The sequence below is a fragment of the Pedomonas mirosovicensis genome (assembly GCF_022569295.1).
Classification (GTDB): domain Bacteria; phylum Pseudomonadota; class Alphaproteobacteria; order Sphingomonadales; family Sphingomonadaceae; genus Pedomonas; species Pedomonas mirosovicensis.
The window spans coordinates 319,158-340,935 of sequence record NZ_JAKFIA010000001.1; the positions used below are offsets into that span (position 1 = coordinate 319,158).

The following is a 21,778-nucleotide window of genomic DNA, read 5'->3' on the forward strand; positions in this document are numbered from 1 at the left end:
GCTGCCGTTCGTAACAGGGCCGGCCGAAACAGCGCGGGATATTGGGGCGTCTCGTCCGACTGTTAAAGATCTAATTTAATAGGCGGCCTTGCCTACTTAGGCCGAACAGTCGGTAGATTCACGAAAATTCCCCAAAAGCTCGTAGACATAACGTTTAAAGCGACAAAAGGTGGCACCCGCCAGAAAATTTCCCGGCGGGGCCTTCGCAACCGGAGGGAGCCGACGCCAAGCCCCGCTCGCCCGCTGCGCGCAAGGCATTGGGCGGCGCGCCGCGTTCGCGGTGCATTACAACGGATTCGGGCAGGGAGAGAAGAAACGGGGGCTCAGGCCCAGCCCTCCAGCACCTGGTCGGGAGGGCGGTGGCCGTCGCTCCACACCTTGATGTTGCGGATCACCTTCTCGCCCATGGCCAGCCGCCCCTCGATGGTGGCCGAGCTCATGTGCGGCAGCAGCACCACGTTGGGCAGCTCCAAGAGCTTGGGGTGAATGGCGGGCTCGTGCTCGAACACGTCCAGCCCCGCACCGGCGATGCACCCCCGCTCCAGCGCGTCCACCAGCGCGGGCTCGTCCACGATCTCGCCGCGCGCGGTGTTGATGAGGAAGGCGTGGCGCTGCATCAGGGCGATGCGCTCCGCGTTGAACAGGTGGTGCGTCTCGGGCGTGTGCGGGCAATTGATGGAAATGATGTCCACCCGGCTCAGCATGGCTTCGAGCCGCGGCCAGTAGGTGGCTTCCACCGTGCGCTCCACCGCCTCGGGCAGGCGGCGGCGGTTGTGGTAGTGCACGGCCATGCCGAAGGCGCGGGCGCGCTGGGCGATGGCCTGGCCGATGCGGCCCATGCCGACGATGCCGATGCGCTTGCCGTGGATGCGGTGGCCCAGCAGCATGGTGGGGGACCAGCCCTTCCACTCGCCCGAGCGCAGCAGCTTCTGCCCCTCGGCGAGGCGGCGCGGCACGGCAAGGATAAGCGCCATCGCCATGTCCGCCGTGTCGTCCGTCAACACGCCCGGCGTGTTGGTGACGATGATGCCCTTGGCGCGGGCCGCGCCCAGGTCCACGTGGTCGATGCCGTTGCCGAAGTTGGCGATGAGCTTCAGATTCGGCCCGGAGCCCGCGATCAGGTCCGCGTCCACCTCGTCGGTGAGCGTTGGCACCAGCACGTCCGCCTCCGCCATCGCCTCGGCGAGCGCCGCGCGGTCGAACGGCCTGTCATCCAGGTTGAGGGTCACGTCAAACAGCTCGGCCATGCGGGTTTCCACCGCTTCCGGCAGGCGGCGCGTGACAATGACTTTCGGACGCTTCTTGGTCATGGCATGCCCTGTTCGATCAGCCCGGTTTCAGCTATGCCGTTTGCGAAGAAACGGTCAAGGGTCGCATCATCTGCGGCCTGCCTGTATGGTCTTGCCCTGTGGCGGCGGGCGGCGCAATGCTCTGCCGCCGCCACGGCAACCGGATTCACCCTGACAAGCGTACCATAAGGTGACCACGCGATGTTCAAACGGCCAAACCCTTCCCTCCTGCCCGCCGGACTGCTGGGCCTGACGGTTGCCTTCGGGCTTGCCGTCCAGGCGGCCCCGGCCGCCGCGCAAGGAACGGCCGGGGACGAGGACGGCGCCAAGGCCAGCGAGACCGGGCTGCCCCTGCCGCGCTTCGTGTCGCTGGGAGCAAGCGAGGTGAACCTGCGGACCGGGCCGGACCGGCGCTATCCCATCGCCTGGGTCTATAAGCGGCGCGGCCTGCCGGTCGAGATTATTCAGGAATACGGCGTCTGGCGGCGCATCCGCGATGTGGAGGGCGTCGAGGGCTGGGTGAACCGCCACCTGCTCTCCAACGAACGCACGGCCTACGTGACGGCGCAGGTCCGCACCCTTTACGCGCGCCCCGAATCCGGCTCGGCCGCGGTGTGGCGGGTGGAGCCGGGCGTCGTCGCCAAGATCGTGCTGTGCGAGGAAGACTGGTGCCAGCTCAACATCGGCGGGCGCACCGGCTGGATTCGCCGCAACGAGATCTGGGGCGTCTACCCGCGCGAGACGATCGACTGAGGTCAAGGCGCACAAGCAAAAGGATGAAAAAGGGGGTTATAGATCCCCATTCGTTTTATCGGGGCGAACCCGGCCATTGGCTCGGCGCTTATTGAAGGGTGCGGCCGCTTAAAACGAAGGGGGATGCAGGGAGAACAAGTCTCCTTGCGAAAAGAAAACCAGGGAAAACCCCACCGAACCCGCACAAAACTGCGGCGCTTCGCCTGCCTCTCTTGACGCGGCCCGGCCCGATCGCCACATCCGGCGCAAGACGAGGAGTTGACCCGATGTTTATCCAGACCGAGCGCACGCCCAACCCGGCGACCCTGAAGTTCCTGCCAGGGCGGACCGTGAGCGCCAGCGGCACCGTGGACTTCCCCGACCCCGAAACGGCGGAGCGTTCGCCCCTGGCCTCGGCCCTGTTCGCGCTGCCGGACGTGACCGGGGTGTTCTTCGGCGCGGATTTCATCGCCGTCACCAAGGCGGAAGGCGCGGCCGACTGGACGGAGCTGAAGCCGCAGGTTCTCAGCCTCATCATGCAGCATTTCACCAGCGGCGCGCCGCTGATGTTCGAGCAGCCCGAGGAAGAGGGCCTGGTGGAAGGCGACGACCCGGCCGATGAGGACATCATCGTCCAGATCCGCGACCTCATCGACACCAAGGTCCGCCCCGCCGTGGCGCGGGATGGCGGCGACATCATCTACCGGGGCTTTCGCAACGGCGTCGTTTACCTGCGGATGCAGGGGGCCTGCTCCGGCTGCCCGTCTTCGACCATGACGCTGAAGAACGGCATTGAATCGCTGCTGCGACACTATGTGCCGGAAGTAACGGAAGTGCGGGCGGTTTAAGTCGCCCGGTCTATCTTCTCCGATTTCCGTGAAAAGCTTTACTTGCGCCCGTCATCGGCCCAATACGGTGCCCGATACGGGCGTAATGCTTTCTTGATGTAGCTTTCAGTATTGCCGGGAAGGAGCGCAGCTATGGGCGAGATCATCAGCGACCGCAGCCTGGACACCCTGTTCCGCAACGCGCGTACGCCGCGCGCGTGGCTCGACAAGCCGGTGACGGACGTGCAGCTGCGCGCCATCTATGATCTGATGCGGATGGCCCCCACCTCCATGAACAGCAGCCCGGCGCGCATCGTCTTTGCCCACAGCCAGAAGGCGCGCGACCGGCTCGCCGAATGCGCGAGCCCCGGCAATATGGAGCGCATCCGCACCGCAGGCGCCGTTGCCATCATCGGCGAGGACACGGCCTTCTACGAGAAGCTGCCCGAGCTGTTTCCGCCCTCGCCCACGGCGCGCGACCTGTTCGCGGGCAACCCGGCGCTGGCCGAGGCGACCGCCTTTCGCAACTCCTCCCTCCAGGGGGCCTATCTCATCATGGCCGCCCGCGCGCTGGGGCTGGACTGCGGGCCGATGTCGGGCTTCGAGCCCGACAAGGTGAACGCCGCCTTCTTCGCGGGCACCACCATCAAGGCCAACTTCCTCGTCGCCCTTGGCTATGGCGACGACGACGCCCTGCACCCGCGCCTGCCGCGCCTGTCGTTCGAAGACGCCTGCAAGATCCTCTAACCCTCACGCAAGACAAGGCCCGCCCCATGACCTCTGGCTCCCTGACCCTTGGCCTTGATACGGCGCTGTCGGGATGCTCCGCCGCGCTTGTGGGAGAGGACGGCGCCGTTCTCGCCCAGCGGTTCGAGCTGATCGCCCGGGGCCATGCGGAGCGGCTGGTGCCCATGGTGGGCGACCTGCTGGCCGATGCGGGCGTGGAGCCCGGCCGGATCACCGCCATCGCCGTTGCCCAGGGGCCGGGCAGCTTCACCGGCATCCGGGTGGGCCTTGCCGCCGCCCGCGCCTTCGGCCTGGCGTGGGGCGTGCCGTGCCACGGCGTCTCCTCGCTCGCCGCGCTGGCCCTTGCCGGGCACGGCGAGAACGCGGGGGCCCTTGGGGAGCGGCCGTTCCTCGCCGCCATCGACGCCAGCCGGGGGCAGGTCTACGCCCAGGTTTTTCGCAAGGCCGGGGACACGCTGGAAGCGCTGACCGAGCCGGAGGCGCTGACGCCGGCGGAGGCCGCCGCCCTTGCCCGCGCGCACGGCTGCGCGCTCGGCACGGGCTCAGGCGCTGCGCTGGTGCATGAGGCGAGCGGAGGGACCCTGCCCGCCAGCGCGCCCGAGTGGACCGACGCCGCCCACGTGGCCCGCCTTTCCCGCCTGCCGGGCTTTGCCCAGCCGCCCCACGCCCTTTACGTGCGCCCGCACGATGCCCGCCTGCCGGGCGGCGTTCTGCCCTCCGGCATTTGAGCCGCCGCGATGGTTCGCATCGAAACGCCCGCGCGGATCGAGCCGGACCTGCTCGAGGAGCTGATGAACGCCAGCTTCGATGCGCGCTTCGGCGAGCGCTGGTCGCCGGAGCAGGTGATCGCCGCCCTTGCCATGCCCGGCGCCACGGCCGCCTTTGCCTTCACCGGGCCGGAGAACAGCCGCCCGGCCGGCTTTGCCCTCACCCGGCAGGTGGCGGACGAGGCCGAGCTGCTGCTCATAGCCGTTCTGCCCGGCCAGCGCGGCGCGGGGATTGGCGGCCGCCTTCTCGATCATGCCATCGCGCAAAGCGCCGCTGCGGGCGCGCGCCACATGTACCTTGAGGTCCGCGAAGGAAATACTGTCGCCTATGCGTTGTATAGTTCGCGAGGCTTTGAAGTCGTGGGCCGCCGGCCCGGCTATTACCGGGCAGATAATGGCGAACTGCACGATGCGTTGACGATGCATTTGGCTCTAAACGGCATCTAAAAGTTAAAATTGCTGAATTCTTTTACAGAACCCCTTGTTTTTCTCTTCAAAAGAGAACATACGCTGCGCGGAAGGGTGTTAAATTTATGATTGAAGATACGCGCCTTGTAAGGGGAAATGATCCCATGAATGAACATTCAGGCACCGGTGACGATTTGCTGACGCTGACGGCAGACATTGTTTCTTCGCACGTCGCCAATAACACCGTCGCTGTTTCTGACCTGCCGAACCTGATCGAGAACGTTTATAATGCTCTCTCCCGCCTCGGCAGTGCGCCCGTTAAAGTTGAAACCAAGCAGGAACCTGCCGTTTCAGTGCGTTCGTCGGTGAAGCCCGACTACATCATTTGCCTGGAAGACGGCAAAAAGCTGAAGATGCTCAAGCGTCACCTGATGACCCACTACAACATGACGCCCGAGCAGTACCGCACCAAGTGGAACCTGCCCGCCGATTATCCGATGGTTGCGCCGAACTACGCCAACCAGCGTCGCCAGCTGGCGAAGAAGATCGGCCTTGGCACCCGCCGCAAAAAGCGGGGCTAATCAATAATCAATAAGTATTGAGGCCTGCGGTTTCCTGCCGGCCTCCCTCTTCCAGAAGGTCTTCGCATTGCATGGCGTGAGTTTGTGTGTCGTCCCCCACGACACACTCGCGTCCTGCACCCTTGCGAGGGCCTTCTTCTCGCTTTAGTCTTCCAATTCCAGCTGAGGAGTACCGGCCATGGGACAGAACATCGACATCGAGGCGCTTTGCGTTGAGCGCGGCATGCGGATGACGGACCAGCGCCGGGTGATTGCCCGCGTCCTTGGCGAGGCCGACGACCATCCGGATGTGGAGGAGGTGTATCGTCGCGCCACGGCCATCGACAAGCGCATCTCCATCGCCACGGTCTATCGCACCGTGCGCCTGTTCGAAGAGGCGGGCATTCTGGAGCGTCACGACTTCCGCGATGGCCGCTCGCGCTACGAGCCGGTGCCGGAAGAGCACCATGACCACCTGATCGACCTGGATTCCGGTCATGTGGTGGAATTCCACGATCCCGAGATCGAGGAATTGCAGCAGCGCATCGCCGAGCGGCTGGGCTATCGCCTCGTCGACCATCGAATGGAGCTGTACGGCGTGCGGATCAACCCGCAGGGCAACGAGCGGAAGAACAACTGAGGCCTGGCCGGCGGCCCGCCCACAGGCCGACACAACCTGCCGGATGTTTCGTGGCAATCATGCCAGAAATGCAATAAACTAACGCCAGGGTCGCGCCCGATGGCGCACGGCCCCACGGGTCTGTTAACCTGAACAAGACGGGTTGCTTCTAGGCAGGACATATGGGCACCGCCCCCTTACTCAACCCCTTCTCCGATAGCTTTGACCGGGATTGGCGGGCCGTTCGCGCGCTCACCTGGGCTTCGCTGGGCCTTGCCCTCTACGGCCCGGCCCAGGCCGCGAGCCTGCGCCTGCGGCCCGAGGCGGCGCCGCGCATTCCCCGCGCCTTTCACCGGCTGTTCTGCCGCGCCATCGGCATGAAGGTGGATGTGATCGGCGCGCCCGTTTCCGCCAAGCCCACGCTTTATGTCTCCAACCACATCTCGTGGGTGGATATTCCGGTGCTGGGCTCGCGCATCCTTGGCAGCTTCGTCGCCAAGTCGGAAGTGGGCCAGTGGGGCATGGTCGGCCGCCTGTCGGACCTCCAGCGCACCATCTACGTGGAGCGGGAGCGGCGCACCCGCTCGCGGGAGCAGTCCAACGTCATCGCCGAGCGCATGGCCGCGGGCCACAGCATCATCCTGTTTCCCGAAGGCACCAGCACGTCAGGGCGCACGGTCAAGCCGTTCAAGACCTCCCTCTTCGCCATTGCGGAAGCGGACGGAATGGACGCGACGGTGCAGCCGGTCACGCTTGCCTACACCCACATCAACGGCCTGCCCATGCTGCGCTCCATGCGCCACAAGGTGGCATGGATCGGCGACATGGACCTCCTGCCCCACGCGTGGGAGCTGTTCGGCCTGGGGCGCGTCAGGGCGCTCATTCAGTTCCACGAACCGGTGCGGCCGTCTGACTTTGCCAACCGCAAGGAACTGGCCCGCCACTGCGAGCAGGTGATCGCCGAGGGCCTGCTGCGCGCCAACCGGGGCGAGGTGTAGGACGAAAAGCATAGGATGCCCCCGCGGAAGCGGGCAGCACTCCATTGAGAACACGGCCGCATTGGGCTATCTAGCCGGGAAGAGACGGCCAAGGGAACGGAGCAGCATTCGCTGGCGTTCGACGCACAGGTAAGAGCGAGCATTTTTTGGTGACCAATCCCACCTCCCCCAGCAGCAAGAAGGTTCTCATCAAGACCTTTGGCTGCCAGATGAACGTGTATGACTCCGAGCGCATGGGCGAACTGCTCGGAAATGAAGGCTATACGCCAACGGAGAATGCGGACGAGGCAGACCTCGTCATTCTCAACACCTGCCATATCCGCGAGAAGGCCGCCGAGAAGGTGTATTCGGAAGTGGGCCGCCTGCGCCAGAGCGCAAACGCCCGCAAGGCGCAAGGCGAGGAGACGCTGATTGCCGTTGCCGGCTGCGTCGCCCAGGCCGAAGGGCCGGAGATCATGCGCCGCGCGCCCGCCGTCAACATGGTGTTCGGCCCGCAGACCTACCACCGCTTGCCCGAGATGCTGGCCAAGGCCCGCGAGGCGCAGGGCAAGGGCGAGCGCGCCCGCGTGCTCGACACCGATTTCCCGGCCGAGGCCAAGTTCGACCAGCTGCCGAAGAAGCGCGGCACCAGCGGCCCGGCGGCGTTCGTGACCGCCCAGGAAGGCTGCGACAAGTTCTGCACCTTCTGCGTGGTGCCCTATACCCGCGGCGCGGAAACCTCGCGCCCCGTCGCCGCCATCGAGGATGAGGTGCGTGCGCTGGTGGACAGCGGCGTCGTGGAGATCAGCCTGCTCGGCCAGAACGTCAACGCCTACCACGGCGTTGACGGCAGCGGCCAGGACGTGTCGCTGGCCGGCCTCATCCGCCGCCTCGCCAAGATCGATGGCTTGGAGCGCATCCGCTACACCACCTCGCACCCGCGCGACATGACGGACGAGCTGATCGCGGCGCACGGCGAGATCGAGAAGCTCATGCCCTACCTGCACCTGCCGGTGCAGGCAGGTTCGGACCGGATTCTCGCGGCGATGAACCGCAAGCACACCGCCGAGAGCTACCTGAAGATCATCGAGCGGCTGAAGGCCGCCCGGCCGGACCTTGCCCTTTCGGGCGACTTCATCGTCGGCTTCCCCGGCGAGACCGAGGCGGATTTCCAGGCGACGCTCGATCTGGTGAAGGCGGTGCGGTACGCGCAGGCCTATTCGTTCAAATATTCGCCGCGTCCGGGAACGCCCGCCGCCGACATGGAAACCCAGGTGCCGGAGGACGAGAAGGCCGACCGGCTCGCCCGCCTGCAGGCGCTGCTGAACGAACACCAGCTTGAGTTCAACCAGGCCAGCGTCGGCAAGACCGTGCCGGTGCTGTTCGAGCGCCACGGCAAGCATCCCGGCCAGCTGGTCGGCCGTTCGCCGTGGATGCAGGCGGTCCACGTTCTGGCTCCCGATCACAGCATCGGCGATCTGGTGCAATGCACGCTGCTCAGCGCGGGCGCCAACAGCCTTGAAGGCGGTTTGGCGGACCGGCTCGCGGCAGCTTAAACGCGAGGCTCGATGGGCAAGAAACCATACCGTAACAGCCCCCCGCGCCGGTGACGGCGGAGATGATGGCAGCCTGCAACTCGAATTCGAGGAAGGGCGGCTGCTCGGGCCGCTGTTCGGCGAGTTCGACCAGCACCTGATTGCGCTGGAAAACCGGCTCGGCGTGTTCATCGCCGCGCGCGGCAACCGCCTGACCATCGAGGGTGAGCCGGAAGCTGCGGCGCGCGCGCGGGACGTGCTCATCACCCTCTACAACCGGCTCCAGCAGGGCGGCGAGATCGAACTGGCCGACGTGGAATCCGCCGTGGCGCTGTCCGATGATATTCTGAAGCGGGGCGATCTCTCCCCGGAGGCGGGCGATGACTCGCCAGTGCAGATTCGCACCCGGCGCAAGACCATCCAGCCGCGCTCGCCGACCCAGGTGCGCTACATGCAGCACCTGCACAAGAGCGACATGATCTTCGCCCTCGGCCCCGCAGGCACCGGCAAGACCTACCTGGCCGTTGCCCAGGCCGTGCACGAACTCATTACCGGCGGGGTGGATCGCATCATCCTCTCCCGCCCGGCGGTGGAGGCGGGCGAGAGGCTCGGCTTCCTGCCCGGCGACATGCGCGAGAAGGTGGACCCTTACCTGCGCCCGCTCTACGACGCGCTCAACGACATGCTGCCGCCCGAACAGGTGGAGCGGCGGCTGGCCTCGGGCGAGATCGAGGTGGCGCCGCTGGCCTTCATGCGCGGCCGCACCCTCTCCGACGCCTTCGTCATCCTCGACGAGGCGCAGAACACCACGCCGATGCAGATGAAGATGTTCCTCACCCGCTTCGGCGCGCGCTGCCGCATGGTCATCTGCGGCGACCCCAGCCAGGTGGACCTGCCGCCGCCGCAGCGCTCCGGCCTTGCCGATGCGGTTGCGCGGCTGGAAGGCATCGAGGGCATCGCCACCGTTCGGTTCGACCCGAAGGAGGTGGTTCGCCACCCGCTGGTCGGACGCATTGTTGAGGCTTACGACGCAGACCGCCATGTTGAGAATTGAAACTGAGGTGGAGGCTCCGGCCTGGGAAGAGGCCGGGCTTGCCTGGGATCAGCTGGCGGCCGGCGCGGTTCATGCCGCCGTGGGCGCAACCCCCTTCGCCACGCTGGACCAGTGGCCGGACATCACCGTGGAGGTGGCGTTGCGGTTCGTCGACGACGAGACCATCCGCGAGCTGAACCGGGAGTACCGGGGCAAGGACAGCGCCACCAACGTGCTCTCCTTCCCCATGGCCGAGCCGGAGGAGCTTGAGGACCCGAAGTTTCTCGGCAAGGAGTTCCTGCTGGGCGACATCGTGATCGCCCACGAGACCACGCAGGCCGAAGCCGAGGCGCAGGACAAGCTGCTGGCGGCCCACGTCACCCACCTCATTGTTCATGGAACCTTGCATTTGCTAGGCTACGATCATGAGATCGATGAAGAGGCCGAAGCCATGGAATCGCTGGAGCGTTCCATCCTTGCTTCCCTTGGTCTGCCAGACCCCTATGCCAACGGCCCGATAGGCCATGACTGACTCCACCGCCTCCGAACCTGGAAGTAACGTTGTCAGCCGCCTGTTGGCTGGCCTTCTCCACCGCCTTCACAAGCGTCACGGCGACGGCACGCTGCGCCAGAGCCTCGAGGACGTGATCGAGGAGCACAGAATCCGACGCCGAGCAGGACGATTTGTCCCTGGCGGAGCGGACCATGCTCCGCAACCTGCTGAGCTATGGCGAGTTGCGGGTGGACGACGTGGCGGTGCCGCGCCCGGACATCATCGCCTTCGACGCCGCCGGCAGCTTCGATGAGCTGGCCCGGCTGTTCGCGGAGGCGGGCCATTCGCGCCTGCCGGTCTACCGCGAGAGCCTGGATGCCATCATCGGCATGGTCCACGTCAAGGATGTCTACCAGCATCTGGTCCAGCCATCCGACGCGGGCCCGCCCAGGGTTGAGCAGCTGCTGCGCTCCGTGCTGTTCGTGCCGCCCTCCATGCGGATTCTCGATCTTCTGGCCCGCATGCGCGCCAGCCGCACCCACATGGCCATCGTGGTTGATGAATATGGCGGCACCGATGGCTTGGTGACCATCGAGGACCTCGTCGAGCAGATCGTCGGCGAGATCGAGGATGAGCACGACGAGGCCGAGGCCAGCCTGCTGCGCCAGCTGCCCGGCGGCATCTATGAGGCCGATGCCCGGCTGTCCGTGACCGAGCTGGAGACCGAGCTGAACACCGACTTCCTGCCGGAAGACGACGACAGCGACATCGACACCGTGGGCGGGCTCATCTTCGTGCTGGCCGGGCGGGTGCCCGCCATCGGCGAGGTGATCGAGCACCCCTCCGGCTATCGGTTCGAGATCGTGGACGGCGAGCCCCGGCGCATCACCCGGGTGCGCGTTCATCCGCCCGCCGACTCTGAGGCGGAGGGCTGATGGTCCGCCTCCTTGTTCCCGCCGCCTGACGCCGGTATCCGAACCGGCAGCCGACCGAACCTCCAGCCTGAGTGTCCGCCTTGTCTGTGCCAAGCCGCATCGAAACCGCCGCCGCGCGCGCCGCTGACTGGGTCCGGCGTCAGCCGCCGAGCCACCAGAATACCCTCGCCCTGGCAGCAGGAGCCCTGAGCGCGCTCTCCTTCGCGCCACTCCACCTGTTCCCACTCATGCCGCTGGCGCTGGCGGCGCTGCTGTGGCTGCTCGATACCGCCCGCACCACCCGGCGGGCAGCGGCGCTGGGCTGGCTGTTCGGCTTCGGCCAGTTTGCCATCGGCCTTTACTGGATCGCCATTGCCTTTCGCTATCAGAGCAACATGCCGCCCGCGCTCGGCCTGCCGGCCGTGCTGCTGCTCGTTGGCGGCTTCGCCATCTTCATCGCGCTCACCACGGCTGCCGCTCACCGGTTCTGGAGCGGGCGGGCGCGGCGCGCCCTGGTGCTCGCCCTCGTGTGGGTGGTGTTCGAGTGGCTGCGCGGGCACCTGCTGACCGGCTTTCCCTGGAACCTGGCGGGCAACGCCTGGCTGCCGGTGCTTCCCGTGGCGCAGGCGGCTTCGCTCACGGGCGTCTATGGCCTCTCCTTCCTCATGCTGCTGACCGGCGGCGCCATCGCCGTGCTCGCCGACCATACCCAGGGCGCGCGGCGACTGGCGGGCTTCACGGCGATCCTCGTCATCGGCCTTGGCCTGTGGGGCACGGCCCGGCTGATCCTTGATCGGCCCGAGGCCGACACCGGCGTGCAGCTGCACATCGTACAGGCGGGCATCGGGCAGGACGAGAAGTGGGATCCCGCCGCCGAGCGCCGCCACCTGTGGGCGCACCTTGACCTCACCGCCAAGGCCATCGAGCGCCACGGCCCCGGCATCGTCATCTGGCCGGAAACCGCCATTCAGAACTTTATCGAGAACGAGCCGAGCACCCGCTACCTGATGGGCCGGCACATCGAGCCGCCGGGCGTGCTCATCACCGGCGGCATCCGCGTCGATTACGAGGCGGACGGCACGCCGGTCGCCCTTCGCAACAGCCTGTTCGTCCTCTCGCCCGATGGCGCGATTCAGGCCCATTACGACAAGGCCCATCTCGTCCCCTTCGGCGAGTACATGCCGCTGCGCCACCTGCTGGCCCCGCTGGGGCTCGACCGGCTCGCTCCCGGCGATGTCGACTTCGTGCCCGGTCCCGGCGTTCGCACGCTTGAAGTGCCCGGCGTGCCGGATTTCGGGCCGCTCATCTGCTACGAGGTGATCTTCCCCGGCAACGTGGTGGACCGGGCCAAGCGTCCGGCCTGGCTGGTCAACATCTCCAACGACGCCTGGTTCGGCGAGTCGTCCGGCCCCTATCAGCACCTGGCCATCGCCCGGATGCGCGCCATCGAGGAAGGCCTGCCCATCGTGCGCGCCACGCCCACGGGCGTCTCCGCCATCATCGACTCCGAAGGAAGGCTGACCGCCAGCCTGCCGCTTGGAACCGCCGGCGTCCTCACCGGAGCCCTGCCCGCGCCGCACTCCGTCACGCTTTATGCTCGCTTTGGCGATGTGCCGCTGCTTTTTGGTTTGTTTCTGCTCAGCTTCGGTCTTGTGATCGTCCGGCGAACCGCTTGAAGCCACCCGACGGGCTTACTGCCGTCGGCAAGCAAAGACCGGCAAGCGAAGCATTCAACTGTGTAGCGTTGGTCGAGTTATGTCAGAGAGTCCACATCCCGTTGATGTTCACGTTGGCGGCCGGGTCCGGGCGCGGCGGCGCCTGCTCGGCATCACCCAGGAAAAGCTGGGGGAGGCGCTCGGCCTCACCTTCCAGCAGGTGCAAAAGTACGAGCGCGGCAGCAATCGCATCAGCGCCAGCCGCCTGTTCGAGCTGTCCCGCATCCTCTCGGTGCCCATCACCTACTTCTACGAGGGGGCCGAGGCCCTGGCCGAAGAGGCCAATCCCATGCCCGAGGCAGTGTCGAGCCCGATCGAGGCGAGCCACCTCTCCTCCCGCGAGACCCACGAGCTGCTGCGCTGCTACTACAGCCTGCCCGACCCGCAGGTGCGCCGCCGCTTCCTCGATCTCTTGCGGGCCATGACCCCGGCCGGCGACGACCAGTCCGGCCTCGCCGCGCGCATGGCCGCCGAATAAAGCAACCTGCTTTTACAAGTCCTTAGCCAAGGGAGAGGCGCTCCCTTGGCGATCTCCCTGCTTTTTCCGAAGGATGCCTGCGGCAAATCCTTCGGTTTTCTTGCCCCTGTCGTCCCACAGGGAATTTAAAGACATAAATATAACTTTATATGCCTTTGATGTTTTGGAGGGGCTGTGGTATCACCCCGCCAAGCGACGATATATTCAGTCAAGGATTTCAAGCGTGGGCCGCACCAACTACGTCTTTACCAGCGAGTCCGTGTCGGAAGGCCATCCGGACAAGGTTGCTGACCAGATTTCCGACGCCATCGTTGACCTGTACCTCTCGAAGGATCCCGTCGCCCGCGTGGCCTGCGAAACGCTGGTCACCACCAATCGCATCATCCTGGCGGGCGAGGTGCGCTCGGCGGTCGAGGTAACGCACGCCGAACTGGAAGAGGCCGCCCGCAAGGTGGTTCGCCGCATCGGCTACGCGCAGGACGGCTTCCATTGGGAAACGGCGGAGTTCGCCTGCCACCTGCACGAGCAGTCGGCCCACATCGCCCAGGGCGTCGATGAAGACTCCACCAACGGCAAGGACGAGGGCGCGGGCGACCAGGGCATCATGTTCGGCTACGCCTGCGACGAGACGCCGGAGTTCATGCCCGCCACCCTGTTCTACGCCCACCGGATTCTGGAAAAGCTGGCGGAAGAGCGCCACTCCGGCCGCGCGCCCTTCCTGGAGCCGGACGCCAAGAGCCAGATCACCCTCGCCTATGAGAACGGGCGGCCGGTGCGCGCCACCAAGCTGGTGGTCTCGACCCAGCATGCCGCCGGCTACGACCAGGCCGCCTTGCGCGCCTATGTGAAGAACATCGCCGCCGAGGTGCTGCCCGAGGGCTGGCTACCGGAGGATGCGGGTATTTACGTCAACCCCACCGGCCTGTTCGAGATCGGCGGACCGGATGGCGATGCTGGCCTCACCGGCCGCAAGATCATCGTTGATACCTACGGCGGCGCGGCGCCCCATGGCGGCGGCGCCTTCTCGGGCAAGGACCCCACCAAGGTGGACCGCTCGGCCGCCTATGCCTGCCGGTATCTCGCCAAGAACGTGGTGGCGGCCGGGGTTGCCCGCCAGTGCACGGTGCAGATTTCCTACGCCATCGGCGTGGCCGAGCCCCTCTCCTTCTATGTGAACCTGCACGGCACCGGCCAGGTGCCGGAGGAGAAGCTGGAGCAGCTGCTGCCCACCCTGATGAAGCTGACGCCGAAGGGCATCCGCACCCATCTGGGGCTGAACAAGCCGATCTACGAGCGCACCGCCGCCTACGGCCACTTCGGCCGCGCGCCGGAAGCGGACGGCGGCTTCTCGTGGGAGCGCACCGATCTGGCGGAAGCCATCAAGGCCGCGCTTTAATTACCGGACCGGCGCGGCACCCCCGCGCCTTTGGCCCTTATTCCACCTCTTCCAACGGCTCGCCGCCCCCATGTTCATGCCGGGCGGCGGGCCGTTTCCGCAAAGGCCGCGCCGGCCTTTCCTGCGGCTGCGCCCGGTGCGCCGAAAAGCGGTTTTCGTCCTGAGGCCGGATGCGCTAACAAGGCGCCGCCGCGGCCATGGCCCGGCCGAGCATTGGAATGCCCAAACCCCGACCGACCACAAGGACAGCAAGCCGCCGCATGACCCAGGACCCCACCACCCTTCGTCGTCTTTATGGCCGGCGCAAAGGCTTCAAGCTGCGTAACCGCCAGCAGCAGCTGGTGGAGGACCTGCTGCCGCGCGTCGCCGTGCCGGTGCCGCCGGAAGGCGAGACGCTGGACCCCGCCGCCCTGTTCGACCAACCGGTGAAGGACGTGTGGCTGGAAGTGGGCTTCGGCAAGGGCGAACACATGGCGACGCTGGCCGAGGCAAACCCGGACATCGGCTTCATCGGCTGCGAGCCGTTCCAGACCGGCGTCGTCGGCGCGCTCAACCACATCGACGAGAAGCAGCTGCCCAACGTGCGCCTACACATGGGCGACGCGCTGGAAGTGCTGGAGCGCCTGCCCGATGCCAGTTTGGGGCGCGTGTTCCTGCTGCATCCAGACCCCTGGCCCAAGGCCCGCCACGCCAAGCGGCGCTTCGTGAACTCCGGCCCCCTTGATGTGGTGGCCCGCAAGCTCCGCCCAGGCGGGGAGTTCCGCCTGGCGACGGACCATCCGGTTTACATGCGCTGGGCAGTGATGCAGATGAACCGGCGCGCGGATTTCCTGTGGACCGCCGAGACGCCGGCCGACTGGGAAACCCGGCCCGCCGACTGGCCCGCCACCCGCTACGGCCAGTGGGCCGAATCCGAGGGGCGGCCGATCTGGTATTTCCGCTACCTGCGCCCCTGAAATAAAAACATCAAATTAGCGCCGCCATCCGCCGAATTTTGCCGTTCGGCGGCATGTTCCGGCGTGGCCTTGTCTTTCTCGCCATTTCGGCTTATATCCCTTGCAATCTTCCACATGGTTACAACCCTGAGGAAGTCGCCACAGGGGCTGGGGCGGCAACCCAGGGGTTTTACTTTAAGCGTTACGGGAAACGGATTTGGCCAATATTGAACGCCTGCGCGCCCTCATCGAACCCATCCTCACCAAGATGGGCTATGAGCTGGTGCGCGTGACGTTCGGCGGCGGCGAGCGGCGCGCCACCCTTCAGGTGATGGCCGAGCGGCCCGAGACCGGCCAGCTGGTCATCGAGGACTGCGCCGAGATCAGCCGCGCCCTTTCCGAAATGCTGGACGAGGTGGACCCCATCCCCGGCGAGTATCACCTGGAGGTCTCCTCCCCCGGCATCGACCGGCCGCTCACCCGGCCCAAGGATTTCGTGACCTGGGCCGGGCATCTGGCCCGCCTCAACGCCAAGGCGCCGGTGGACGGGCGCAAGCGTTTCTCCGGCACGCTGCTCGGCCTTGAGGGCGAGGACGTGCTGATCGAAACCGAGACCGGCACGGCCCGCATTCCGCTGAGCGAGGTGGACACCGCCAAGCTGGTGCTGACCGACGCGCTGATCGAGGCCACCATGCCCGAATGGCGCGCCGAGGCGGACGCCGCGGCCCGCGAGGCCAAGGACGCAAAGAAGAAACCGAAAAAGGCAGACGGGAAGAAGAGCAGGGCTGCAGCACCTGACAGCGGCCATAATGGCCCCGCCCAGACCGCCAACGACGACACCGACGACACCCTAGAGAACGAAGACAACTAGGAAACGCGAGGACATCATGGCTACCGCTGTCAGCGCCAACAAGATGGAACTGCTTGCCATTGCCGACGCCGTGGCGCGCGAGAAGGGCATCGACAAGACGGTCGTGCTCGAGGCGATGGAAGAGGCGATCCAGCGCGCCGCCCGCGCCCGTTACGGCTCGGAGAACGACATCCGCGCCAAGATCGACCCGCGCACCGGCGACATGCGCCTGTGGCGCGTCGTCGAGGTGGTCGAGCAGCCGGAAGACCTGTTCAAGCAGATCTCGGTGGTCGACGCCCAGTCCCGCAAGGAAGGCGCGGTCATTGGCGACTTCATCGCCGATCCGCTGCCGCCGCTGGATTTCGGCCGCATCGCCGCCCAGACCGCCAAGCAGGTGATCGTGCAGAAGGTGCGCGACGCCGAGCGCGAGCGCCAGTACAACGAATACAAGGACCGCGTGGGTGAGATCATCACCGGCGTCGTCAAGCGGGTGGAATTCGGCCACGTGGTCGTTGATCTCGGCCGGGCCGAGGGCGTCATCCGCCGCGACCAGCAGATCCCGCGCGAGACGCTGCGCGTCGGCGATCGCGTCCGCGCCTACATCGCCAGCGTGCGCCGCGAGAACCGCGGCCCGCAGATCTTCCTGTCCCGCGCGCATGGCGACTTCATGCGGAAGCTGTTCGCGCAGGAAGTGCCGGAGATTTACGACGGCGTCATCGAGATCAAGGCCGTGGCCCGCGATCCGGGGTCGCGCGCCAAGATCGGCGTCATCTCCAACGACAGCTCGATCGATCCGGTCGGCGCGTGCGTCGGCATGAAGGGCAGCCGCGTGCAGGCCGTCGTGCAGGAACTGCAGGGCGAGAAGATCGATATCATCCCCTGGTCGCCGGACCCGGCCACGTTCATCGTGAACGCGCTGCAGCCGGCGGAAGTCACCAAGGTGGTGCTCGATGAGGAAGACCGCCGCATCGAGGTGGTGGTGCCGGACGATCAGCTGAGCCTCGCCATCGGCCGCCGCGGCCAGAACGTGCGCCTGGCCAGCCAGCTGACGGGGTGGACCATCGACATCCTCACCGAGGCCGAAGAGTCCGAGCGTCGCCAGAAGGAATTTAAGGAACGCTCCGAGATGTTCATCAACGAGCTGGACGTTGACGAGACGCTGGCCCAGCTGCTGGTGGCCGAAGGCTTCACCGAGCTGGAGGAAGTGGCCTACGTCGAGATCGAGGATCTGGCCGAGATCGAGGGTCTGGACGAGGACGTGGCCGCCGAGCTGCAGAACCGCGCCCAGGAAGCGCTGGAGCGCCGCGCCGAGAAGGCCCGCGAGGAGCGCCGCGAACTGGGCGTGACCGACGAACTGGCCGCCATCGAGGGGCTCACCGAGCCCATGCTGGTGGCGCTCGGCAAGGCGGGCATCAAGACGCTCGATGATCTGGCGGACCTCGCCACCGACGAGCTGATCTCGAAGCGCGACGGTATTTTGAAGGATTTCGGCCTCAGCGAGGAAGAGGGCAACGCGGTCATCATGGCGGCGCGCGCCCACTGGTTCGAGGACGAAGCCGGGGAAACGAGTGACCAGGACTGAGGACGAGCACATATCTGAGAGGCGCTGCCTTCTCACCGGCGAAAGCGGGGACCGCGCGGGGCTGATCCGCCTGGCGCTCGGTCCCGATGGTGAGCTGGTGCCCGACCTCGGAGCCAAGCTGGGCGGGCGCGGCGCGTGGATCAGCCCGGACCGCCCGGCGCTGGAGGAAGCCCTCGCCAAGGGCAAGCTGAAGGGGCTGGCGGCGCGCACCCTGCGAACGGATGCGCGCAAGCTGATGGTGCCGGAGAACCTGCCCGAGCAGATCGCCACCGGGCTGGAACGGCGCTGCTTCTCCCGCCTGGGGCTTGAGAATCGGGCCGGAAACCTGACCTACGGGTTTGACCGGATTCTCAGTGCCATCCGCGCCGGACGCGTATATGCTCTGGTGCACGCAGGCGACGCAGCCCATGATGGGGCCGCCAAGCTGGACGGCGCGCTGCGCCAGATCCGGCCTGACGGTTATATGCTGCGATTACCCGCCGCCAGAGCCGAATTGAGCTTGGCGTTGGGTCGTGAAAATGTGGTACACGCTGCGGTCACCGACTCGGGGGCCGCGCGTCGTATATTGGAAGATGCGCGCCGCTGGTGCGCTTTTGTTGAATTTCCGGGCTCGGAAATTGGGACGGTTCGTGGATGACTGACGATAAGAAACTCACCCTAGGCTCGCGGCCACCGCTGGGCATCAAGAAAACAATTGAAGCCGGCAAGGTCAAGCAGAGCTTTAGCCACGGGCGCTCCAAGACCGTCATGGTCGAGGTGAAGAAGCGCCGCGTGCTGAAGCGGCCGGGTGAGGACGAGCAGCACGAGGAGCAGGAGGTCGTCACCACGGCCCCCGAGGCACCCGCCGCTGCCCAGCCTGAACCCGTGGCTCAGCCGGAACCGGCGCCTGCGCCGGCTCCCGAGCCTGTGGCCCAGCCCGCGCCTGCGCCCGAACCGGCCCCCGAGCCCGCGCCGGTTGCCGAGCAGCCCGCAGTTGCCGAACCCGAGCCTGCGCCAGCCCCCGAGCCCGAACCGGCCCCGGTTGCCGCTGCTCCGGCAGCGCCGGAGCCTGCGTTGACGCCGGCGGCTCCCGCCCCGGCCGCACCGAAGCCCGCGCAGCCCCAGGGCCGTGATGGCCGCGAGGCCCGTGATGGTCGTGAAGCTCGGGGTGGCCAGCCGCAGGGTGGCCGTGGCGGTCGCGATGGTCGTGGCCAGGGCCAGGGCCGTGGCGGCCAGCAGCAGCGCCGTGGCGGCGCGAGCGGCGGCCCGATCACCGATCTTGACCGCCTGACCCGCCAGGAGCGGGTGCAGGCCGCGCTGCGCCAGGCCGAAGAGGAGCGCATGCGCGCCCTCGAGGAACAGCGCCGCCGTGCGGATGCCGAGCGCGAAGCCGCGCTTCAGGCCGAGAAGGAAGCCCGCGAGGCCAAGCGCAAGGCCGAGGAAGAGGCTGCCCGCCTCGCCGCCGAGGAAGCCAAGCGCAAGGAAGAAGAAGCCAAGCGCAAGGCCGCCCAGCCCAAGCCGGCCGCTGGCGAGCGCCCGGCTGGCGAGCGCGCCGCTCCGGCCGCCGGTGTCGAGCGTCCCGGCAAGCGCCCGGTGGTGGCGGACGACGAGGAAGAGGTCCGTCGTGGCCCTGCCGGTCCCGCCAAGCGCAAGCCCGAGGCTCCGAAGGTTGCCCGCCCGCGTTCGGACGAGCGCCGCCAGTCCGGCAAGCTCACCGTGGTGCGCGCGCTGAACGACGACGACTCGGTTCGCGTCCGCTCGCTCGCCGCGCTGAAGCGCGCCCGGGAGAAGGAAAAGCGCCTGCACGCCTCGCAGGGCCCCGCCGCCAAGCAGGTCCGCGAAGTGGTCGTGCCCGAGACCATCACCGTTCAGGAACTGGCCAACCGTATGGCCGAGCGCGGCTCGGACGTCATCAAGGCCCTGTTCAAGATGGGCATGGTGGTGACGCTCAACCAGTCGATCGACCAGGACACCGCCGAGCTGATCGTGACCGACTTCGGCCACACGGTGAAGCGCGTCGCCGAATCGGACGTGGAAATCGGCCTGACCGGCGGCGAGGACCTCGAGGAAGCGCTGCGTCCGCGTCCGCCGGTGGTGACGATTATGGGTCACGTCGACCACGGCAAGACCTCGCTGCTCGATGCCCTGCGCGGCACCGATGTGGTGGCGGGCGAAGCCGGCGGCATCACCCAGCACATCGGCGCCTACCAGGTGACGCTGAAGAGCGGCGAGAAGATCACCTTCCTCGACACGCCGGGCCACGAGGCCTTCACCGAGATGCGCGCCCGCGGCGCCAACGTCACGGACATCGTCATCCTCGTGGTGGCGGCCGATGACGGCCTGATGCCGCAGACCATCGAGGCCATCAACCACACCAAGGCCGCTGGCGTGCCGATGATCGTGGCGATCAACAAGATCGACAAGCCGGCCGCCAACCCGACCAAGGTGCGCGAGGCGCTGCTGAGCCACGACGTTCAGGTGGAAGCCTTCGGCGGCGACGTGCAGGACGTGGAAGTCTCGGCTCTCAAGAAGCTGGGTCTCGACCAGCTGACCGAGAAGATTCTGCTGCAGGCCGAACTGCTGGAGCTGAAGGCCAACCCGGATCGTCCGGCGGAAGGCACGGTCATCGAAGCCAAGCTCGACAAGGGCCGTGGCCCGGTGGCCACCATCCTCGTCAACCGCGGCACCCTGAAGGTGGGCGACATCTTCGTCGTCGGCGCCGAATGGGGCAAGGTCCGCGCCCTCGTCGACGACAAGGGCCGCCAGGTGAAGCAGGCGGGTCCCGCCCAGCCGGTGGAGGTGCTCGGCATCTCCGGCGTGCCGGGTGCGGGCGACAGCTTCTCGGTCGTTGAAAACGAAGCCCGCGCCCGCGAAGTGGCCGAATACCGCGCAACGCTGGCCCAGCGGAAGCGCCAGGCCGTGGCCCCGACCACGCTGGAATCCATGTTCTCGGCGCTCAAAGCGTCGAAAGCGCAGGAATTCCCGGTGCTCATCAAGGCCGACGTGCACGGCTCGGTCGAGGCGATTGCCCAGGCGATCTCCAAGCTTTCCACCGAGGAGATCAAGGCCCGCGTGCTGCACGCGGCCGTGGGCGGCATCACCGAGTCCGACGTCACGCTGGCGAAGGCGTCCAATGCGCCGATCGTCGGCTTCAACGTCCGCGCCAATGCCAAGGCGCGGGAAGTCGCCGAGCGGGATGGCGTGGTCATCAAGTACTACGACATCATCTACGATCTGGTGGATGACATGAAGGCCGCCATGGCCGGTCAGCTCGGCCCCGAGCTGGTGGAGAACGTGGTGGGCCGCGCCGAGGTGCGCGAGGTGTTCCAGGCAGGCAAGGCCGGCAAGGCGGCGGGTCTCATCGTCCGCGACGGCACGCTGCGCCGCAACCTCAAGGCACGCCTCCTGCGCGACGATGTCATCGTCTACAACGGTGCCCTTTCGAGCCTGCGCCGCTTCAAGGACGACGTGAACGAAGTTCGCGCCGGCCTGGAGTGCGGTATCACGCTCGAGAACTTCCAGGACATCAAGGTGGGCGACGTCGTCGAGGCCTACGAAATCGAGCAGCGCGAGCGCACGCTCTAAGACACAGCGGGGGTTCTGGCGACAGAGCCCCCGCCCAGTTTCGTCACGCCCGCGGGCGGTTTCTCCAAAGCCTGTGGCAACAGGCGCAGGAGAAGCCGCCCGCAACGGCATTCGGGACCTGGCGGTTTTGATCTTCAACGGGATGTTTGCAGGAGGGTTTTAAACCCTCCTGCACCTCCCATTCGTTTTTCAGGGACGCGCGAACGGCATCGCCCAATCCATCCCCCGGTATCCGAATGGGCCACGCCCGCGATGACGCGCACGGCCCGCTAAAACGAATGGGGTGCAGGGGTCCAAGACCCCTGCAAAAAGACAAGAAAACGTATTAACGACAGGGCTCACAAGGCCGAAGGACAC

General features: G+C 66.7%; 21 protein-coding genes and 1 pseudogene. 20 read left to right on the plus strand and 2 right to left on the minus strand.

The features are described 5' to 3' along the window. Positions 1-323 precede the first annotated feature (323 nt). Entirely contained in the window at positions 324-1,310 is a 987-nt protein-coding gene (locus L0C21_RS01515) for a 2-hydroxyacid dehydrogenase (protein WP_259276695.1), read from the minus strand. Between the two features lie 180 nt (positions 1,311-1,490). On the opposite strand from L0C21_RS01515, the gene L0C21_RS01520 reads away from it, so the two are divergent. The 16 genes from L0C21_RS01520 (at position 1,491) to trmB (ending at position 15,446) form a co-directional block, all read left to right on the plus strand. Further along, positions 1,491-2,042, plus strand: coding sequence for an SH3 domain-containing protein (locus tag L0C21_RS01520; RefSeq protein WP_259276696.1), 552 nt, complete (start codon positions 1,491-1,493; stop codon positions 2,040-2,042). 266 nt (positions 2,043-2,308) lie between these two features. Continuing rightward, a complete protein-coding gene (locus L0C21_RS01525) occupies positions 2,309-2,869 on the plus strand; it encodes a NifU family protein (protein WP_259276697.1) in 561 nt (186 codons plus the stop codon). Positions 2,870-3,001: 132 nt separating this feature from the next. Then, the gene (locus tag L0C21_RS01530; RefSeq protein ID WP_259276698.1) at positions 3,002-3,595 is read left to right on the plus strand and encodes a malonic semialdehyde reductase; all 594 of its coding nucleotides are present in this window, start codon (positions 3,002-3,004) and stop codon (positions 3,593-3,595) included. Between the two features lie 26 nt (positions 3,596-3,621). Further along, positions 3,622-4,323 (plus strand): tRNA (adenosine(37)-N6)-threonylcarbamoyltransferase complex dimerization subunit type 1 TsaB, encoded by a 702-nt coding sequence (gene tsaB, locus L0C21_RS01535; RefSeq protein WP_259276699.1) that lies wholly within the window; start codon positions 3,622-3,624, stop codon positions 4,321-4,323. 9 nt (positions 4,324-4,332) lie between these two features. Next, on the plus strand, positions 4,333-4,809 hold the full coding sequence (gene rimI / locus L0C21_RS01540; RefSeq protein WP_259276700.1) for a ribosomal protein S18-alanine N-acetyltransferase: 477 nt from the start codon (positions 4,333-4,335) through the stop codon (positions 4,807-4,809). A gap of 125 nt (positions 4,810-4,934) precedes the next feature. After that, positions 4,935-5,351 carry a Ros/MucR family transcriptional regulator gene (locus tag L0C21_RS01545; RefSeq protein ID WP_259278782.1) on the plus strand — a complete coding sequence of 139 codons (417 nt, stop codon included), beginning with the start codon at positions 4,935-4,937 and terminating at the stop codon, positions 5,349-5,351. Positions 5,352-5,529: 178 nt separating this feature from the next. After that, complete coding sequence (locus tag L0C21_RS01550) at positions 5,530-5,970, plus strand: Fur family transcriptional regulator (protein WP_259276701.1); 441 nt, start codon at positions 5,530-5,532, stop codon at positions 5,968-5,970. 161 nt (positions 5,971-6,131) lie between these two features. Beyond that, a complete protein-coding gene (locus L0C21_RS01555) occupies positions 6,132-6,947 on the plus strand; it encodes a lysophospholipid acyltransferase family protein (RefSeq protein ID WP_259276702.1) in 816 nt (271 codons plus the stop codon). Positions 6,948-7,096: 149 nt separating this feature from the next. Continuing rightward, on the plus strand, positions 7,097-8,482 hold the full coding sequence (miaB, locus tag L0C21_RS01560) for a tRNA (N6-isopentenyl adenosine(37)-C2)-methylthiotransferase MiaB (protein WP_259276703.1): 1,386 nt from the start codon (positions 7,097-7,099) through the stop codon (positions 8,480-8,482). 73 nt (positions 8,483-8,555) lie between these two features. After that, entirely contained in the window at positions 8,556-9,515 is a 960-nt protein-coding gene (locus L0C21_RS01565; RefSeq protein WP_259278783.1) for a PhoH family protein, read from the plus strand. Further along, positions 9,502-10,026 (plus strand): rRNA maturation RNase YbeY, encoded by a 525-nt coding sequence (gene ybeY / locus L0C21_RS01570; protein ID WP_259276704.1) that lies wholly within the window; start codon positions 9,502-9,504, stop codon positions 10,024-10,026. The genes L0C21_RS01565 and ybeY overlap by 14 nt, the downstream gene beginning before the upstream one ends. 173 nt (positions 10,027-10,199) lie before the next feature. Then, positions 10,200-10,922 carry a hemolysin family protein gene (locus L0C21_RS01575; protein WP_259276705.1) on the plus strand — a complete coding sequence of 241 codons (723 nt, stop codon included), beginning with the start codon at positions 10,200-10,202 and terminating at the stop codon, positions 10,920-10,922. 86 nt (positions 10,923-11,008) lie between these two features. After that, the gene (gene lnt / locus L0C21_RS01580; RefSeq protein ID WP_259278784.1) at positions 11,009-12,577 is read left to right on the plus strand and encodes an apolipoprotein N-acyltransferase; all 1,569 of its coding nucleotides are present in this window, start codon (positions 11,009-11,011) and stop codon (positions 12,575-12,577) included. Positions 12,578-12,656: 79 nt separating this feature from the next. Beyond that, the gene (locus tag L0C21_RS01585; protein ID WP_259276706.1) at positions 12,657-13,094 is read left to right on the plus strand and encodes a helix-turn-helix domain-containing protein; all 438 of its coding nucleotides are present in this window, start codon (positions 12,657-12,659) and stop codon (positions 13,092-13,094) included. A gap of 223 nt (positions 13,095-13,317) precedes the next feature. Continuing rightward, positions 13,318-14,490, plus strand: coding sequence for a methionine adenosyltransferase (gene metK / locus L0C21_RS01590; RefSeq protein ID WP_259276707.1), 1,173 nt, complete (start codon positions 13,318-13,320; stop codon positions 14,488-14,490). A gap of 260 nt (positions 14,491-14,750) precedes the next feature. Further along, complete coding sequence (gene trmB / locus L0C21_RS01595; protein ID WP_259276708.1) at positions 14,751-15,446, plus strand: tRNA (guanosine(46)-N7)-methyltransferase TrmB; 696 nt, start codon at positions 14,751-14,753, stop codon at positions 15,444-15,446. On the opposite strand, the gene L0C21_RS01600 is transcribed toward trmB, so the two are convergent. Next, on the minus strand, positions 15,431-15,562 hold the full coding sequence (locus L0C21_RS01600; RefSeq protein ID WP_259276709.1) for a hypothetical protein: 132 nt from the start codon (positions 15,560-15,562) through the stop codon (positions 15,431-15,433). The genes trmB and L0C21_RS01600 overlap by 16 nt on opposite strands. Positions 15,563-15,642: 80 nt before the next feature. Between L0C21_RS01600 and rimP the strand changes: the two are divergent. From rimP to infB, 4 genes and pseudogenes are all read left to right on the plus strand, one after another. Continuing rightward, positions 15,643-16,167, plus strand: a pseudogene (gene rimP, locus L0C21_RS01605) (ribosome maturation factor RimP); the annotation flags it as partial. A gap of 145 nt (positions 16,168-16,312) precedes the next feature. Beyond that, positions 16,313-17,857: a transcription termination factor NusA gene (gene nusA / locus L0C21_RS01610; RefSeq protein WP_259276711.1), complete on the plus strand. Its 1,545-nt coding sequence runs from the start codon at positions 16,313-16,315 to the stop codon at positions 17,855-17,857. Further along, positions 17,844-18,494: a DUF448 domain-containing protein gene (locus tag L0C21_RS01615; RefSeq protein WP_259276712.1), complete on the plus strand. Its 651-nt coding sequence runs from the start codon at positions 17,844-17,846 to the stop codon at positions 18,492-18,494. Before nusA ends, L0C21_RS01615 begins: the two co-directional genes overlap by 14 nt. Continuing rightward, positions 18,491-21,421: a translation initiation factor IF-2 gene (gene infB / locus L0C21_RS01620; protein ID WP_259276713.1), complete on the plus strand. Its 2,931-nt coding sequence runs from the start codon at positions 18,491-18,493 to the stop codon at positions 21,419-21,421. The genes L0C21_RS01615 and infB overlap by 4 nt, the downstream gene beginning before the upstream one ends. Positions 21,422-21,778 lie beyond the last annotated feature (357 nt).